We start from the raw sequence: 15,204 nt of genomic DNA on the forward strand, positions 1-15,204 counted from the left end.
CGCCGATGGCTCCGCCCCCGTCACCCTGCCCTCCGTGTCCGGTACAGCACGGCCACGAACGCCGGGACCCCGATCAGGGAGGTCACGACGCCCACCGGCACCTCCCGGGGATCAAGGACGGTCCGGGCCAGCGTGTCCACCCACACCAGGAACACCGCACCGGCCAGCGCCGTGACCGGCAGCAGCCGGGCGTGCCCGGGCCCGGCCAGTGCCCGGGCGGCGTGCGGCAGGACCAGCCCGACGAAGCCGATCGCCCCGGCCGAGCTGACCAGCGCCGCCGTGAGCAGGGCCGTGACGCACAGCAGCACCAGGCGGGTGCGGGCCACGGACACCCCGAGCGCGGCCGCCGCGTCCCGCCCGAAGGCGAAGGCGTCGAGGGTACGGGCGTACGCGAGGCACACCACCAGGGCCACGGCCAGCACGGCCAGGCACAGCCACACGTCGGTCCAGCCGACGCCGCCGAGGGAGCCGAGGAGCCAGAACAGCACACCCCGGGTCGTCTCGGCGTCGGCGGAGGTCATCACCACGAAGGACGTGAGCGCCGAGAACAGCTGCATGGCGGCGACCCCGGCGAGGACCACCCGGTCGGTGGTGCCGCCCAGGGTGTGGCTGAGCAGCAGGACCAGCGCGAAGGAGACCAGGGCCCCGAGGAAGGCGCCCGCGGAGACGGAGACGGCGCCGCCGCCCGCGCCGAGCACGACCACGAGCACCGCGCCGGTGGAGGCGCCCGAGGAGACCCCCAGCACGAAGGGGTCGGCGAGCGGGTTGCGCAGCAGCGACTGCATCACCGCCCCGCACACGGCGAGTCCGGCCCCGCACACGGCGGCGAGCAGGGTGCGCGGCAGCCGCAGCTGCCAGACGATGCCGGCCCGGATCGGCGTCAGGTCCGAGTCGCCGAGGCCGAGATGGGCGGCCACCACGGACCACACGTCACCGACCCCGATGTCGGCGGGGCCGATGGTGATGGCGACGGCGAGGGAGGCGGCGAGCGCGACGACCCCGGCTGCTCCCAGCGCGAGCCCGGTCCGGCGGTGGGGCCGGACCCCGGCGTCCGCGAGACCCTTGGCGGTCACTTCACCAGCCCGAAGCGGCGCAGCCCGGCGGCGACCTGCTCCACGCCCTCGACCGTGCGGATGGTCGGGTTCATGGCCTGCCCGCTGAGCAGCACGTACCGCTTGTGCCGGACCGCGTCCATGTTCTTCGTGGCCGGGTTGGACTCCAGGAAGGCGATCTTCTTCGCGGCCGACTCGGCGGTCTGCGACTTGCGGGTCAGATCGCCGATGACGAGGACGTCGGGGTCGCGGTCGGCGACCGTCTCCCAGTTGATCTGCGGCCACTCCTCGTGCGTGTCGTCGAAGACGTTCTTCGCGCCGAGGGAGCGGGTGATGATGCCGGGCGCACCGCAGCAGCCCGCCATGTAGGGCGACTCGGAGTTGGCGAACCAGTACAGGAGGGTGACGTCGGAGGCGTCGACGCCCGCGGTGGCCTTGGCCATGCGCTGCCGGAGGGAGGCCACCAGGGCGTCACCGCGCTCCTTCACCCCGAAGACCGCCGCGAGGTCCCGCACTTCGCCGTAGACGGCGTCCATGCCGAGCGCCTTGGTGCGAGCGCCGTCGCCGCCGCCGGAGTTGTCCTCCCCGGCGCAGTCGGCCGGGGAGACGTACGTGGGCACGCCGAGCTTCTCGAACTGTTCGCGGGTGGCGACTCCGCCCTGGCCGAGGGTGGAGACGAAGGAGGCGGTGACGAAGTCCGGGCCGGCGTCCAGGACCCGTTCGAAGGAGGGGTTGCCGTCGGCGATGCGCGGCACCGTCGCGTCGGCCTTCTCCAGCCCCTTCATCACGGGGTCGGTCCAGGTGGCGGTGCCCGCGAGGCGGTCGGCGAGGCCGAGGGAGAGCAGGATCTCCGTGGTGCCCTGGTTGAGGGAGACGGCGTGCCGGGGCGGGGCCTGGACGCGTACCTCGTGGCCGCAGTTGACGAGGGTGACGGCGGCGGCCTTCGCGTCGGCGGGCCTCGCGTCGCCACAGCCGGTCAGGAGGAGGGAGCCGGCCGCGAGCAGCACGGCGGCACGGGCGGGTGGGGCGAGGGGCACGGGAACCAGTCCTCAGTCGTCGAGGGCCCGATCGCGGAGCCCGGTCGTACGGTGCTCCCCCGCCGCGCACCGGCCGCGGGGGCCGCCAGCAGGTCTTCGGACTCGGGTTCACCCGGATCGGAGCGCCTTCCCGGACGTCCGTGCAGGAGTCCAGTGGCCGAGGCCCCGCCCGTCCCCCTCACCGCTGCGCGTCAGTTCCGGATTTCCACCGGATTCCCTGACCCACGTACATGGGTTCGACTGGCCTCGGCAAGCTATCACGGCGGCTTCCGGGGAATCACCGCGCGCCCCGCGTCGTTGCCCGGACAGCAGTTCAGCCACGACGTTCCGAGGAGGCCGCCGGTGTACGGCGACGAGGCAACGGTCCGCAGGATTCTCAACGACCTCGGCGACACCTGGGCCGTGGTGGGCCTGTCGTCGAACCGGCAGCGCGCGGCGTACGGCGTCGCGGCCGTGCTCCAGCGCTTCGGCAAGCGAGTCGTGCCGGTACACCCGAAGGCCGAGACGGTGCACGGCGAGCAGGGGTACGCGAGCCTGGCGGACATCCCCTTCGGCGTGGACGTCGTGGACGTCTTCGTCAACAGCGAGCTGGCCGGAGCCGTCGCGGACGAGGCGGTCGCCAAGGGCGCGAAGGGCGTCTGGTTCCAGCTGGGCGTCGTCGACGAGGCGGCGTACGAGCGGACCCGCGCCGCGGGCCTGGAGATGGTGATGGACCGCTGCCCGGCGATCGAGATCCCACGACTCGGGCGGTGACCGCGTCTCGGATGGCGACCGCGTCTCGGATGGCGACCGCACACGGACGATGACCCCGCTCGGGCGATGACCGCAACCCGGGCCGGTGACCGTCACGGCTCCCCGTCGCCGGGCGGGGAAGCGGTGCCCCCCGTCCGGCCGTCGCGCGGGTGCCCGCGCGCTGACACCGGCTCCATAATGAGCGGCATGGCCTACCCCCCCGCCGCCCGTCAACTCCGGCGCCCCGCAACGCTTCCCGGTCGTCGTCGTGGGCGCCGGACCCGCCGGTCTGACCGTCGGCAACATCCTGCGCGCCGCCGGGGTGGACTGCCTGGTGCTGGAGACCGAGACCCGGGAGTTCATCGAACAGCGGCCCCGGGCCGGGGTCATCGAGGAATGGGCCGTACGGGGCCTGGAGAAGCGTGGCCTCGCCCGCAACCTGCTGGACCGGGCGGAGCTGCACACCGCGTGCGAGTTCCGCTTCGACGGGGAGCGCTACCGCTTCTCCTACGGCGAGCTGACGGGCAGCCATCACTTCGTCTACCCGCAGCCGCTGCTGGTGACGGACCTGGTCCGCGAGTACGCCGACGTGCGCGGCGGCCGGATCCGCTTCGGCGTCCGGGACGTACGGCTCCACGACCTCGACTCCGACCGGCCCTCGGTGTCCTACGTCTGCCCAGACACGGGTGAACGGCAGGTCGTGCGGACCGAGTTCGTCGCCGGGTGCGACGGGGCCCGCGGGGTGAGCAGGGCGTCCCTGCCGCCGGAGCGGGTGCGCATCGCCCGGCACGACTACGGCATCGGCTGGCTGGCGCTGCTCGCCGAGGCTCCGCCGTCCGCGGACTGCGTGCTGTTCGGCTGTCACGCCCGGGGGTTCGCGGGCCAGATGCCGCGCAGCCCGGAGGTGACCCGCTACTACCTGCAGTGCCCGCCGGGCGACGACCCGGAGAACTGGCCGCACGAGCGGGTCTGGGCGGAGCTGCGGGAGCGGCTCGGGGCGTCCGGTGCGCCGCCGCCGGCGGAGGGACGGCTGATCGAGAAGCGTGTGCTGGACATGCACGACTACGTGGTCGAGCCGATGGTGCACGGCCGGCTCTTCCTCGCCGGTGACGCGGCCCACCTGGTCGCCCCCATCGCCGCCAAGGGCATGAACCTCGCCCTGCACGACGCCTTCCTGCTGGGTGACGCCCTCGTGGACCAGCTGGCCCGCGGCGAGGACGGCGGCCTGGCCGGCTACGCCCAGGCGTGTCTGGGGCGCGTGTGGGACTACCAGGAGTTCTCGCAGTGGCTTTCCGAGGTGTACCACGGCACGGCGGCGGGCGATCCGTTCCGCGCGGGCACCACGCTGGCCCGGCTGCGCCGCCTGTTCACCTCGCCCGCGGCGGCGGCCGCCTTCGCCGAGCAGTATCTGGGGACGGCCGCGCGGTACTGACTCAGTCGTGCGGGGGGTGGTCGCCGATCCGGTGGTCGGCCACGTTCAGCGCCTCGTCCACGAGCCGGCGCAGGTGGCCGTCGCGGAGTGAGTAGACGACCCGGCGGCCTTCCTTCCGGGTATCCACCAGGCCCGCGAGGCGCAGTCGGGCCAGGTGCTGGCTGACGGCGGGGCGGGCCGCCCCGCAGGCCTGGGTGAGGGTCGTGACGTCGGCCTCTCCCCCGGTCAGGGCGTGCAGCAGGGCGAGCCGGGTCCGGTCACCGAGCAGCGCGAGGAGTTCGGCGGCGAGCGCGAACTGCTCCTCGCCGGGACTGCGCGGATGCGCATCGTGCGCAGGTGACAGGTGCATGCGTGCGCTCATACGCACATAATGGCGCCAGGGACGCGCGCGCGTCCACCCGCCCGCACCGGAAGGGAACCCCCGTGAGCGACCGGCACGAGCACTCCCACCCCCACGCACACGCACACCCCCACGCACACGCATACGACCACGGCCGTTCGCGAGGCCGTCGGCACCGCCTGCGCCATCGTCTGGCGCACCTGCTCACCCCGCACTCCCACGAGACGGCCGACAAGGTCGACTCCGCCCTGGAGTCCTCGGCACGTGGGATGCGGGCGCTGTGGGTCTCGCTCGCGGTGCTCGGCGCGACGGCGCTGGCCCAGGCGTTCGTGGTGGCCGCCTCCGGTTCGGTGGCACTGCTCGGGGACACGGTGCACAACACCGCGGACGCGCTGACCGCCGTGCCGCTCGGCATCGCCTTCGTGCTGGGGCGGCGGGCGGCCACACGCCGTTTCACCTACGGCTACGGCCGGGCCGAGGACCTGGCGGGCCTGGTGATCGTGCTGACGATCGCCGCGTCGGCGGTCTTCGCCGGCTGGACGGCGATCGAGCGTCTCCTCGACCCGCGCCCGGTCGAGCACGTCCCGGTGGTGGCGGTGGCCGCGCTGGTGGGCTTCGCGGGCAACGAGTGGGTGGCCCGGTACCGCATCCGTGTGGGCCGCTCGATCGGTTCGGCGGCACTGGTCGCCGACGGACTGCACGCCCGCACGGACGGGTTCACGTCCCTGGCCGTGCTGCTGGGCGCCGGCGGCTCGGCCCTGGGCCTGCACCTGGCCGATCCGGTCGTCGGCCTGGCCATCACGGCGGCGATCGCCCTGGTCCTGCGGGACGCGGCCCGGGAGGTGTTCCGGCGGGTGCTGGACGCCGTCGACCCCGCCCTGGTCGACCGGGCCGAGCGGGCACTGGCCGAGGTCCCCGGCGTGCTCGGGGTGGGTGAGCTGCGGCTGCGCTGGATCGGCCACCGGCTGCGCGCCGAGGTGGCGGTCGTGGTGGACGGGGACGTGACGGTGCGCGAGGCCCACCGGATCACCGTCGACGCCGAGCACGCGCTGCTGCACGCGGTGCCCCGCCTCACCGCGGCCCTGGTGCACGCGGACCCGGAACCGGCCCCCGGCGAGAGCGACCCCCATCTGCCGCTGGCGCACCACACGGCGGCATAGGTCAGGACACCCCGAGTCCCTCCACGACCACGGCGCCCGGCAGTTCCGCGAACGCCTTGCCCGGCACCAGGAGCTTGCCCCGCCGCCGGCCGCTGCCGACCAGCACGTACGGCAGGTCGACGACGGCGGCGTCCACCAGCACGGGCCAGCCCTCCGGCAGACCGAGCGGGGTGATGCCGCCGTGTTCCATGCCGGTCTCGCCCGTCGCCGTGTCCATCGGGGCGAAGGAGGCCTTGCGGGCGCCGAGCCGCCGGCGCACGACGTTGTTCACGTCGACCCGGGTGGTGGACAGCACGACACAGGCGGCGAGCGTGGCCTCGCCGCCGCGCTTGCCGGTGACCACCACGCAGTTCGCCGACTGCTCCAGCAGCTCCTGGCCGTAGTGCTCCACGAAGGTGGCCGTGTCGGCCCATTCGGGCTCGGTGTCCACGTAGAGGATCCGCTCGGCCGGGACGCCGCCCCGCCAGTGACGTACGGCGTCGGCGACGGGGCCGGTGAGTTCACCGAGACAGTCGGGGGCGGGCCGGGCGTCGTCGAAGTGTCCGATGGGTGCGCGCATGGCCGCACGCTAACAACTCCCGGCAGCCCGCGGGCCGGGTGTCTCAGGGCACGGGCGGCACCGAGACGGCCATGACCATCTCCATCGGCACCTCGCCGGTGTTGCCGTACGTGTGCGGGACGTCGGCCTCGAAGTGGACGGTCGCGCCCGCGGGGACGCGGTGCTCGACGCCGTCGACGGTGAGCGTCAGCTCGCCCGCCGTGACGTGGAGCAGTTCGGTCGTGCCGGCCGGGTGGGGGTCGGAGGGGCTGGACTCACCGGGCATGAGCCGCCAGTCCCACATCTCCAGCGGGCCGGGTGCCTCGGTGCCCGCGAGCAGCCGGTTGTAGCTGCCCGCGTCGGTGTGCCACAGCCGCACGGCCTGGCCGGCGGGGACGATGCGGACGTTCGGGCCCTGCTCGTGTTCCAGCAGGGTGGTGATGCTGACGCCGAGGGCGTCGCCGATCTTGACGACGGTGCCGAGGCTGGGGTTGGTGCGGGCCTGCTCGATCTGGATGAGCATGCCGCGGCTGACGCCTGCCCGGGCGGCGAGCACGTCCAGGGTGAAGCCGCGCACCGCGCGCCAGTGCTTGACGCTGCGCGCCAGGGACTGGGTCAGCAGGTCGAGGTCCGACACATTCCGTCCAATATTCTGTATGACACAGTGCAACAGGATGCACTATGGTGTGGTTGACCTGATCGTTCACTGCACTGTACTGCGAGGCCCGAGTCCCATGACAGCGCTCTTCGCCCTGGCCACCAGCGTGCTGTGGGGCCTGGCCGACTTCGGTGGCGGACTGCTGACCCGGCGCGTCCCCGCGCTCACCGTGGTCGTCGTCTCGCAGTCGATCGCGGTGGCCGTACTGGGCGCGCTCGTCACGGCGACCGGAGCCTGGAGCGAGGCGGGCCCGCAGCTGTGGTTCGCCGTCGCGGCCGGTCTCGTCGGGCCGGTGGCGATGCTGGCGTTCTACAAGGCGCTCGCGCTCGGCCCCATGGGCGTGGTCTCGCCGCTCGGCTCGATCGGCGTGGCCGTGCCGGTCGGGGTGGGTCTGGTGCTGGGCGAACGTCCCGGACTGCTGCAGTTCGTCGGCATCATGGTCGCCGTCGCCGGGGTGTGTCTCGCGGGCGGTCCCCAGTTCCGGGGCGCCCCGGTGCAGCGGCAGGCCATCGCGCTGACCCTGCTCGCGGCGTTCGGCTTCGGCGCGGTGATGGCCCTGATCGCGGAGGCGTCGACGACGCTCACGGGGCTGTTCCTCGCCCTGTTCGTGCAGCGGGTGACGAACGTCGCCGCCGGCGGGCTGGCGCTGTACGTCTCCGTGCGCCGCGGCACTCCCGCCCTCCCGGCGGAGGGCTTCCCGTGGCGCGCCCTGCCGGCCCTCGCCTTCGTCGGTCTCGCGGACGTGGCCGCAAACGGCACGTACTCGATCGCGGCGCAGCAGGGCCCGGTCACCGTGGCGGCCGTCCTCGCCTCGCTCTACCCGGTGGTGACGGCGGTGGCCGCGCGCGGGTTCCTGAGCGAACGGCTGCGGGCGATCCAGGCAGCGGGCGCGGGACTGGCGCTGGTCGGGACGGTCCTGCTCGCATCGGGCTGATCCGGCCGCTCGGCAGCGGGCGCAGGTGCCGCCGTCCGCGATGGCCGGGCCCCGGCCGCGCCCGACCGCCCGGTCAGGAACCGGGCTCCAGCTCCGCCAGACCGGCCGCCGCCTCTTCGTCCAGTTCGGCCAGACGCGCCGCCGTTTCCTCGTCCAGCTCCGACAGCGCCCGCAGCTGCTCGGGGGTGACGCCCTCCGGTATCGGCACCGGCGCCGGGGTGCGCAGCGGCGGCTGCCAGCCGTCGGCCGGGGTCCAGCGCCGTACGACGCGGGCCGGAGCGCCCGCCACCACCGCGTGGTCCGGCACCGCGCCCCGCACCACCGCGCCCGCGGCCACCACCACGTTCCGCCCGATCCGGGCCCCGGGCAGGATCACCGCTCCGGTGCCGATCCAGCAGCCGGTGCCGATCTCCACCGGCTCCATCCGCGGCCACTGCCTGCCGATGGGCTGGTGCGGGTCGTCGTAGGAGTGGTTCGTGGACGTGACGTACACGTACGGGCCGAAGTAGCAGTCGCTGCCGATGGTGACCGTGGTGTCCGCGATGACGTGGCTGCCGCGGCCCAGGACGACCCCGTCGCCGATGCGCAGGATGGGGTCCGGGCCGAGGTCGAGGTCGGGCATCAGACCGGCGGTCAGGGTGACCTGTTCGCCGATGATGCAGTGGGAGCCGAGCTGGATCCAGGGCTCGCCGAAGACCGTGCCGAGCGGGAAGGCGAGCCTGGTACCTGTTCCCATCGCGCCGAAGCGGTAGCGCCCCGGGTGCTCGGCGGTCACGGAGGCCGTGCGCTGCAGCCAGGCCCAGCCCGCGTGGACGGCGCGCTGTGTGAGGCCCCGCCGCCAGGATGAGAACGTGTTCTTGCGCTTCGGCACGAGCTCACCGTACTCAGCGGAGCGAGTCCGCAGCGGGCCGAGGGCCTGTGATCTTCGCCCTACCCGGTGGCGTACGGTGCGGGGTGTCCACGACATCTGCGGAGGCGGGCATGGCACAGCGGGCGATGATCACCGGGATCGGCGGCAGGGAGCCGGAGATCGACGACACGGCGTTCGTGGCGCCGACGGCGTCGGTGATCGGGGGCGTGACGCTGGGCGTCGGCGCGAGCGTCTGGTACGGGGCCGTGCTGCGCGGGGACGTCGAGTCGATCTCCGTGGGGGCGAGCAGCAACGTGCAGGACAACTGCACGCTCCACGCCGACCCGGGGTTTCCCGTGACGGTGGGCGAGCGGGTCTCCATCGGGCACAACGCGGTGGTGCACGGGGCGACGGTCGAGGACGACTGCCTCATCGGCATGGGGGCGACCGTGCTGAACGGCGCCGTGATCGGCGCCGGGTCCCTGGTCGCCGCGCAGGCGCTGGTGCCGCAGGGGATGGTCGTGCCGCCCGGGTCGCTGGTCGCCGGGGTGCCCGCGAAGGTCCGGCGGGAGCTGTCGGAGGAGGAACGGCAGGGCGTCACCCTCAACGGCACGATGTACGCCGAGCTGGCGAAGGCGCACCGGGACGTGCACGCCCAGGCGGTACGGCGGTCCGGCCCCTTGGGGGGCTGATCGCGCCGCTAGGAGGTGTGCGCCCCGGTCGCTTCCAGGGTCTGGTTCGCCTTCTTCGCCTTGCGCTTGATCACCAGCATGGAGGTCAGGCCGACCAGGACCGCCGCCACCAGGCCCAGCCAGGAGAAGCGCTTCAGCCAGGACTCCGCGACGACGCCGACGTAGTAGATGACCGCGGTGGTGCCGCCGGCCCAGAGGATGCCGCCGAGGACGTTGGCGATGGCGAACTTCCAGTACGGCATGCGCAGCACACCCGCGAGGGGGCCCGCGAAGATGCGCAGCAGGGCGACGAAGCGGCCGAAGAAGACGGCCCACATGCCCCACTTCTCGAAGGAGCGCTCGGCGGTGGCGATGTGGCCCGCGCTGAAGTGCTTGGGGAACTTCCCGCCCAGCCAGGCCAGCAGGGGCCGCCCGCCCTTGCGGCCGATGGCGTAGCCGATCGAGTCGCCGATGATCGCGCCGGCCGTGGCGCTGGCGCCGAGGACGACGGGGTCGATGTCCCCGTGCTGGGAGGCGAGCAGCGCGGACGAGACCAGGATGATCTCGCCCGGCAGCGGAATGCCCAGGCTCTCCAGGCCGATGACCACGCCCACCAGCGCGTAGACGGCGACCGCGGGTACGGTTTCGAGCCACTCCTGGACGTGCAACGCCGGTTCCTTTCCCTGTGCTTCCCTGCGAGCCCCGGGAAGCCTACCGGCTGATGGGACGTCCCTCGCGACTCACGCGTTCCAGCTCCACTCGGCGACCTCGGGCAGGTCGGTGCCGTGCTCGCGGATCCAGGCGTGGTGGCGGGTGCGGGCGTCGGCCATCCGCTGGCGCACGGCCGTGGCCCGCACCGCGAGGCCCGGGACGCGGTCGACGACGTCCATGACCAGGCGGTAGCGGTCGAGGTCGTTGCGCACGACCATGTCGAAGGGCGTGGTCGTCGTGCCGGCCTCCTTGTAGCCGCGCACGTGCAGGTGCCGGTGGCCCGTGCGGCGGTAGGCCAGGCGGTGGATCAGCCAGGGGTAGCCGTGGTAGGCGAAGATCACCGGCTTGTCCACGGTGAACAGGCCGTCGTACTCGAAGTCGCTCATGCCGTGCGGGTGCTCCTCCTCGGGCAGCAGCCGGGCCAGGTCGACGACGTTCACCACCCGGACGGACAGCTCGGGCAGGTACCTGCGGAGCAGGTGCGCTGCGGCCAGGGTCTCCTGCGTGGGGACGTCGCCGGCGCAGGCCAGGACGACGTCGGGCTCACCGCCGTCCTCGCTGCCCGCCCACTCCCAGACGCCGGCGCCGCGGGCGCAGTGCACCCGGGCCTCGTCCATGGTCAGCCAGTCGAAGCAGGGCTGCTTGCCGGCCACGATCACGTTGACGTAGTCGCGGCTGCGCAGGGCGTGGTCGGCGACGGACAGCAGGGTGTTGGCGTCCGGCGGCAGGTAGACCCGCACGACCTCGGGGCTCTTGTTGAGGACGTGGTCGACGAAGCCGGGGTCCTGGTGGGAGAAGCCGTTGTGGTCCTGGCGCCACACGTGCGAGGTCAGCAGGTAGTTGAGGGAGGGGATGGGGGCGCGCCAGGGCAGCCGGCGGGAGGTGCGCAGCCACTTGATGTGCTGGTTGACCATGGAGTCGACGATGTGCACGAACGCCTCGTAGCAGGAGAACAGCCCGTGCCGGCCGGTGAGGAGGTAGCCCTCCAGCCAGCCCTGGCAGAGGTGTTCGGAGAGGACCTCCATGACACGGCCGTGCGGGTCCAGGTGCTCGTCGACGTCGAGGGTCCCGGCCTGCCAGGCCTTGCCGCTGGCGTCGAAGACGGCCTGGAGCCGGTTGGAGGCGGTCTCGTCCGGGCCGACCAGGCGGAAGTTCCGGCGGTCGGCGGTGTCCCGCATGACCCGGGCGAGGAGGTCGCCGAGGACCCGGGTGGGCTCGTGCATCGTCGTGCCCGGCTTGTCGACGGGGACGGCGAAGTCGTCGAGGGGCGGGACCGGCAGGTCACGGACGAGCAGTCCGCCGTTGGCGTGCGGGGTGGCGCCGAGCCTGCGGCTGCCCTCGGGAATGGGCGCCAGGACGTCCGCGACCGGGCGGCCCTCGGTGTCGAACAGTTCCTCGGGGCGGTAGGAGCGCAGCCACGCCTCCAGCTGCCGCAGGTGGTCCGGGTTGTCACGGACGCCGGCCAGCGGCACCTGGTGGGCTCGCCAGGTGTTCTCCACCGGCTGGCCGTCGACCTCGGCGGGGCCCGTCCAGCCCTTCGGGGTGCGCAGGACGATCACGGGCCAGTGCGGGCGCTCGGTCGCGCCGTCCTCGCGGGCGGCGCGCTGGGCATCGTCGATGCGGTCGAGCGCGGTGTCCATCGCCCGGGCCATGAGCCGGTGCACCTGCGCGGGGTCGTCGCCGGACACGTGGATCGGCTCGTGGCCGTACCCGCGCAGCAGGGCGTCGAGTTCCGCCTCGGGCAGCCGGGACAGCACCGTGGGGTTGGCGATCTTGTAGCCGTTCAGGTGGAGGATCGGGAGCACGGCCCCGTCGTGCACCGGGTCGAGGAACTTGTTGGCGTGCCAGGACCCGGCCAGCGGGCCGGTCTCCGCCTCGCCGTCGCCGATCACACAGGCGACCAGCAGGTCCGGGTTGTCCAGGGCGGCGCCGTAGGCGTGGGCGAGGGAGTAGCCGAGTTCGCCGCCCTCGTGGATCGAGCCGGGCACCTCCGGGGCGACGTGGCTGGGCACGCCGCCCGGGAACGAGAACTGCCGCATCAGCAGCTCCATGCCCCGCGCGTCCCGCGACACGTCCGGGTACTTCTCGCTGTAGCTGCCCTCCAGCCAGGAGTTGGCCAGAACCGACGGCCCGCCGTGGCCCGGGCCCCAGACGCACAGGGCGTCCGGACCGCGCCGGGCGATCACCCGGTTGAGGTGGGTGTAGACGAGGTTCAGCCCGGGTGAGGTGCCCCAGTGCCCCAGCAGCCGGGGCTTGATGTGCTCGGGCCGCAGCGGCTCGGTCAGCAGCGGGTTGGCGAGCAGGTAGATCTGACCGGCCGCCAGGTAGTTGGCGGCCCGCCAGTGGGCGTCCAGGGCGCGCAGTTCCTCGTCGGTCGGTTCGGTCGTGCTCTCCGGGCGCGGGGCCTCGGGCATGGGTGACTCCCTGGGTCTGCGACGGCTCCTGGAGGAGTACCAGTGTGGTCCGGTTCGATGCCGGTCGCCTCCCGGCGGTGCGTGCGCCGGGCCGGTTCCGTCCGGTCTCAGCCACCCACGCGTACGCGGATGCGCAGCCGCAGATCCCGGGACGACTCCCCGATCCAGAGGGTGCGCGGCCCGGTGCCGAGCACCCAGTCGTTCTGCTGCGGGTCCCAGGAGGACAGGGTGCGCCGCTCGACCCGTACGGTGACGCGCCGCTCCTCCCCCGCCCGCAGCGCGAGCCGCCGGTATCCGGCCAGCACGCGCACCGGCTGGACGAGCGGCAGGTCCGGGGAGGGGCCGGCGTAGACCTGCGGCACGTCCACGCCTTCGCGCGGACCGGTGTTGCGGACGGTGAAGGCGACGTCCAGGCCGTCGCCCGTCCAGCGCGCGTCCGGGTCCCGGTAGGCGAAGGAGGTGTACGACAGGCCGTGGCCGAAGGGGAACAGCGGCCGCACGTCCTCGGCGTCGTACCAGCGGTGGCCGATGTGGACGCCCTCGGTGTAGTGCTCGGTGCCGTCGACGCCGGGGTAGCGGCGCGGGTCGCCGGCGACGGGGTGGTGGTCGTCGTCGGCCGGGAAGGTCTGGGTGAGGCGTCCGCCGGGGTCGCGGTCGCCGTACAGGACGGCGGCGGTGGCGGCGGCCCCCTCCTGCCCCGGGTAGTACATCTGGAGCACGGCACCGGTGCGTTCCAGCCACGGCATGGACGTGGCGGACGAGGTGTTGAGGACGACGGTGGTGCGCGGGTTGGCCGCGGTCACGGCCTCGATCAGCCGCTCCTGGTTGCCGGGGAGGGCCACGGTCGTACGGTCCTGCCCCTCGATGGCGTCCTCGTAGGCGAAGAGGACGACGTCCCGGGCGGCGCGGGCGGCCCGCACGGCTTCTGCCACGTCCTGGGCGCGGGTCTCCTCCGTGATGCGGCGCAGCCGGAACAGTCCGCCGGGGTCTGCGCCCCGCGCCGTGACGGACAGCCGGTGGCTGCCCCGGGTGAGCGTCAGGGTGCGGCGGCGCACGGAGAGGCCGTCGTCCGCGTGGGTGAGCAGGCCGCCGGTGAAGTACTCGTCCCAGCCGGGCTTCAGGGGGAACAGTTCCTCGCCGTCGAGGAGGACCCGCGGGCGGAGCGGTGGCGTGCCGGAGTAGTGCAGCACGAGGGTCCAGGTCTCCGTCGCGTCGACGGTGAGCGTGCCGTCGTACCGCCACGTCCGGCCGGGCTCGACGTGCTGCGCCTCGGTGGCGAGGGCGGGATCGAGCAGGTTCGCCGGGAGGGGTTTGCCGAAGACGTCCTCGCCGAGCGCGTGGATCACCCGTGCGGCGCGCGGCCGGATGGCGTCCAGCGGGCTGTCGGCGTGGTCGGGCACGACATGGGCGCTGCCGCCGCCGCTGACCAGGGGGCGGGCGCCGGTCGGCCCGATCACGGCGACGCTGCCGCCGGCGGTCAGGGGCAGGGTGCCGTCCGTGTTCCACAGCAGGGTGGCGCCCGCCTCGGCGACCTCACGCGCGACGGCCGCCCCGGCGGCGGCGTCCCGGCCTCGGCGGTGCGGCACGGTGCCGTCGAGCAGCCCGAAGCGGTCCATGACGGCCAGGACGCGGCGGACGGCCCGGTCCACGTGGGCCTCGGACACGCCCCCGTCCCGCACCGCCGAGGCGAGGGGCGCGCCGAAGTGGGTGCCGTCGGGCATCTCCAGGTCGCACCCCGCCAGGAGGGCCTCGCGGGTGCTGTGCGCGGCGGACCAGTCCGTCATCACGAACCCGGTGAAGCCCCAGCGCTCGCGCAGCACGCCGGTGAGCAGGGCCGCGTTCTCGCAGGCGAAGGTGCCGTTGACCTTGTTGTAGGCGCCCATCACCGCCCCGGCCCCGGCGGCGACGGCCGCTTCGAAGCCGCGCAGCTCGGTCTCGTGCAGCGTGCGCTCGTCCACGCGCACGTCGACCGACATGCGGTCGCGCTCCTGGTTGTTCAGCGCGAAGTGCTTGACCGTCGCGATGAGCCCCTCGTCCTGGATGCCCTCGATCTCGGCGGCGACCAGGTGGGCGGTGAGCAGCGGATCCTCGCTGAAGGTCTCGAAGTTGCGGCCGGCGTAGGGGGTGCGGATGAGGTTGACCATCGGGGACAGCAGCACGTCCTGGCCGAGGGCGCGGCCCTCCCGTCCGATGACCCGGCCGTAGCGGCGGGCCAGGTCCGGGTCGAAGGCGGAGGCCAGCATCACGGGGGCGGGCAGGGCCGTGGCGTGCCGGGTGACCCGGACACCGGCCGGGCCGTCGGCGAGCCGCAGGGGCGGGATGCCGAGCCGCTCGACCCCGGGCACGTAGCCGGCCTGGCCGAGCGGCCGCGGGTCGGTGGCGCCGTGCAGCAGGGAGATCTTCTCGTCCAGGGTGAGGCGGGCGAGCAGCCCTTCGACCCGGGCGTTCCGTCCCGGGCCTCGGCCTTCCCGCGCGGGGACGGCGTGTCCCTCGCGCGCGTGGGCGCGCAACGGTGCCGCCGCGGTGAGGGCGATCGCGCCGCCGAGCAGGCACAGGGCGGAGCGCCGGGGGTGACGGGGGGCGGTGTCGGTCATGCACCGCACTATGGGCCAGGCGGAGCGCGCCGCCCCGCCGGACACCACGGGCGGGCGGGTGACCCGACGTCCCGGGGTGGA

At 73.7% G+C, this 15,204-nt stretch carries 13 protein-coding genes, 1 pseudogene and 1 riboswitch; of the genes and pseudogenes, 5 read left to right on the top strand and 9 right to left on the bottom strand.

The window, feature by feature from the left end:
- Nucleotides 1-20: 20 nt before the first annotated feature.
- Together ABTZ58_RS21405 and ABTZ58_RS21410 are read right to left on the bottom strand one after the other, a co-directional pair.
- Nucleotides 21-1,073: a FecCD family ABC transporter permease gene (locus ABTZ58_RS21405; RefSeq protein WP_502996111.1), complete on the bottom strand. Its 1,053-nt coding sequence runs from the start codon at nucleotides 1,071-1,073 to the stop codon at nucleotides 21-23.
- Nucleotides 1,070-2,089 (bottom strand): ABC transporter substrate-binding protein, encoded by a 1,020-nt coding sequence (locus tag ABTZ58_RS21410; protein WP_351358827.1) that lies wholly within the window; start codon nucleotides 2,087-2,089, stop codon nucleotides 1,070-1,072. Before ABTZ58_RS21410 ends, ABTZ58_RS21405 begins: the two co-directional genes overlap by 4 nt.
- Before the next feature lie 70 nt (nucleotides 2,090-2,159).
- A riboswitch (cobalamin riboswitch) is annotated at nucleotides 2,160-2,349 on the bottom strand.
- Between the two features lie 82 nt (nucleotides 2,350-2,431).
- Here ABTZ58_RS21410 and ABTZ58_RS21415 point away from each other — a divergent pair.
- Together ABTZ58_RS21415 and ABTZ58_RS21420 are read left to right on the top strand one after the other, a co-directional pair.
- Nucleotides 2,432-2,842, top strand: a complete 411-nt coding sequence (locus ABTZ58_RS21415; protein WP_351358830.1) for a CoA-binding protein — start codon at nucleotides 2,432-2,434, stop codon at nucleotides 2,840-2,842.
- A 229-nt stretch (nucleotides 2,843-3,071) separates the two neighbouring features.
- Nucleotides 3,072-4,253 (top strand): annotated as a pseudogene (locus ABTZ58_RS21420) (4-hydroxybenzoate 3-monooxygenase); the annotation flags it as partial.
- 1 nt (nucleotide 4,254) lies between these two features.
- On the opposite strand, the gene ABTZ58_RS21425 reads toward ABTZ58_RS21420, so the two are convergent.
- Nucleotides 4,255-4,614 (bottom strand): ArsR/SmtB family transcription factor, encoded by a 360-nt coding sequence (locus ABTZ58_RS21425; RefSeq protein ID WP_351358833.1) that lies wholly within the window; start codon nucleotides 4,612-4,614, stop codon nucleotides 4,255-4,257.
- 62 nt (nucleotides 4,615-4,676) lie between these two features.
- On the opposite strand from ABTZ58_RS21425, the gene ABTZ58_RS21430 reads away from it, so the two are divergent.
- Entirely contained in the window at nucleotides 4,677-5,753 is a 1,077-nt protein-coding gene (locus ABTZ58_RS21430) for a cation diffusion facilitator family transporter (RefSeq protein WP_351358836.1), read from the top strand.
- A gap of 1 nt (nucleotide 5,754) precedes the next feature.
- Here the strand turns inward: ABTZ58_RS21430 and ABTZ58_RS21435 are convergent, their stop codons facing one another.
- The gene (locus ABTZ58_RS21435) at nucleotides 5,755-6,312 is read right to left on the bottom strand and encodes a YbaK/EbsC family protein (RefSeq protein ID WP_351358839.1); all 558 of its coding nucleotides are present in this window, start codon (nucleotides 6,310-6,312) and stop codon (nucleotides 5,755-5,757) included.
- 43 nt (nucleotides 6,313-6,355) lie between these two features.
- Nucleotides 6,356-6,928 carry a helix-turn-helix domain-containing protein gene (locus ABTZ58_RS21440; RefSeq protein WP_351358842.1) on the bottom strand — a complete coding sequence of 191 codons (573 nt, stop codon included), beginning with the start codon at nucleotides 6,926-6,928 and terminating at the stop codon, nucleotides 6,356-6,358.
- A 97-nt stretch (nucleotides 6,929-7,025) separates the two neighbouring features.
- Here ABTZ58_RS21440 and ABTZ58_RS21445 point away from each other — a divergent pair, with 97 nt between their 5' ends.
- Nucleotides 7,026-7,883 (top strand): EamA family transporter, encoded by an 858-nt coding sequence (locus ABTZ58_RS21445; RefSeq protein ID WP_351358845.1) that lies wholly within the window; start codon nucleotides 7,026-7,028, stop codon nucleotides 7,881-7,883.
- Between the two features lie 73 nt (nucleotides 7,884-7,956).
- Here ABTZ58_RS21445 and ABTZ58_RS21450 read toward each other — a convergent pair whose 3' ends face one another.
- Nucleotides 7,957-8,754 carry an acyltransferase gene (locus ABTZ58_RS21450; RefSeq protein ID WP_351358848.1) on the bottom strand — a complete coding sequence of 266 codons (798 nt, stop codon included), beginning with the start codon at nucleotides 8,752-8,754 and terminating at the stop codon, nucleotides 7,957-7,959.
- A 110-nt stretch (nucleotides 8,755-8,864) separates the two neighbouring features.
- On the opposite strand from ABTZ58_RS21450, the gene ABTZ58_RS21455 reads away from it, so the two are divergent.
- Complete coding sequence (locus ABTZ58_RS21455; protein WP_351358851.1) at nucleotides 8,865-9,425, top strand: gamma carbonic anhydrase family protein; 561 nt, start codon at nucleotides 8,865-8,867, stop codon at nucleotides 9,423-9,425.
- 8 nt (nucleotides 9,426-9,433) lie between these two features.
- Here ABTZ58_RS21455 and ABTZ58_RS21460 read toward each other — a convergent pair whose 3' ends face one another.
- The 3 genes from ABTZ58_RS21460 to ABTZ58_RS21470 form a co-directional block, all read right to left on the bottom strand.
- Nucleotides 9,434-10,072, bottom strand: a complete 639-nt coding sequence (locus ABTZ58_RS21460) for a DedA family protein (protein ID WP_351358854.1) — start codon at nucleotides 10,070-10,072, stop codon at nucleotides 9,434-9,436.
- A 72-nt stretch (nucleotides 10,073-10,144) separates the two neighbouring features.
- Complete coding sequence (locus ABTZ58_RS21465; protein ID WP_351358857.1) at nucleotides 10,145-12,529, bottom strand: phosphoketolase family protein; 2,385 nt, start codon at nucleotides 12,527-12,529, stop codon at nucleotides 10,145-10,147.
- 107 nt (nucleotides 12,530-12,636) lie between these two features.
- Nucleotides 12,637-15,123, bottom strand: a complete 2,487-nt coding sequence (locus ABTZ58_RS21470) for a beta-glucosidase family protein (protein ID WP_351358860.1) — start codon at nucleotides 15,121-15,123, stop codon at nucleotides 12,637-12,639.
- Between the last annotated feature and the right edge of the window lie 81 nt (nucleotides 15,124-15,204).

Origin of the sequence: Streptomyces sp. NPDC094143 (genome assembly GCF_040303825.1) — a bacterium.
Classification (GTDB): Bacteria; Actinomycetota; Actinomycetes; order Streptomycetales; family Streptomycetaceae; genus Streptomyces.

What these genes read in the sequence shown, in the direction of transcription:
- ABTZ58_RS21425 (WP_351358833.1), bottom strand. Translation starts at nt 4,614, where the DNA reads ATGAGCGCACGCATGCACCTGTCACCTGCGCACGATGCGCATCCGCGC.
- ABTZ58_RS21435 (WP_351358839.1), bottom strand. Translation starts at nt 6,312, where the DNA reads ATGCGCGCACCCATCGGACACTTCGACGACGCCCGGCCCGCCCCCGAC.
- ABTZ58_RS21445 (WP_351358845.1), top strand. Translation starts at nt 7,026, where the DNA reads ATGACAGCGCTCTTCGCCCTGGCCACCAGCGTGCTGTGGGGCCTGGCC.
- ABTZ58_RS21455 (WP_351358851.1), top strand. Translation starts at nt 8,865, where the DNA reads ATGGCACAGCGGGCGATGATCACCGGGATCGGCGGCAGGGAGCCGGAG.
- ABTZ58_RS21465 (WP_351358857.1), bottom strand. Translation starts at nt 12,529, where the DNA reads ATGCCCGAGGCCCCGCGCCCGGAGAGCACGACCGAACCGACCGACGAG.
- ABTZ58_RS21470 (WP_351358860.1), bottom strand. Translation starts at nt 15,123, where the DNA reads ATGACCGACACCGCCCCCCGTCACCCCCGGCGCTCCGCCCTGTGCCTG.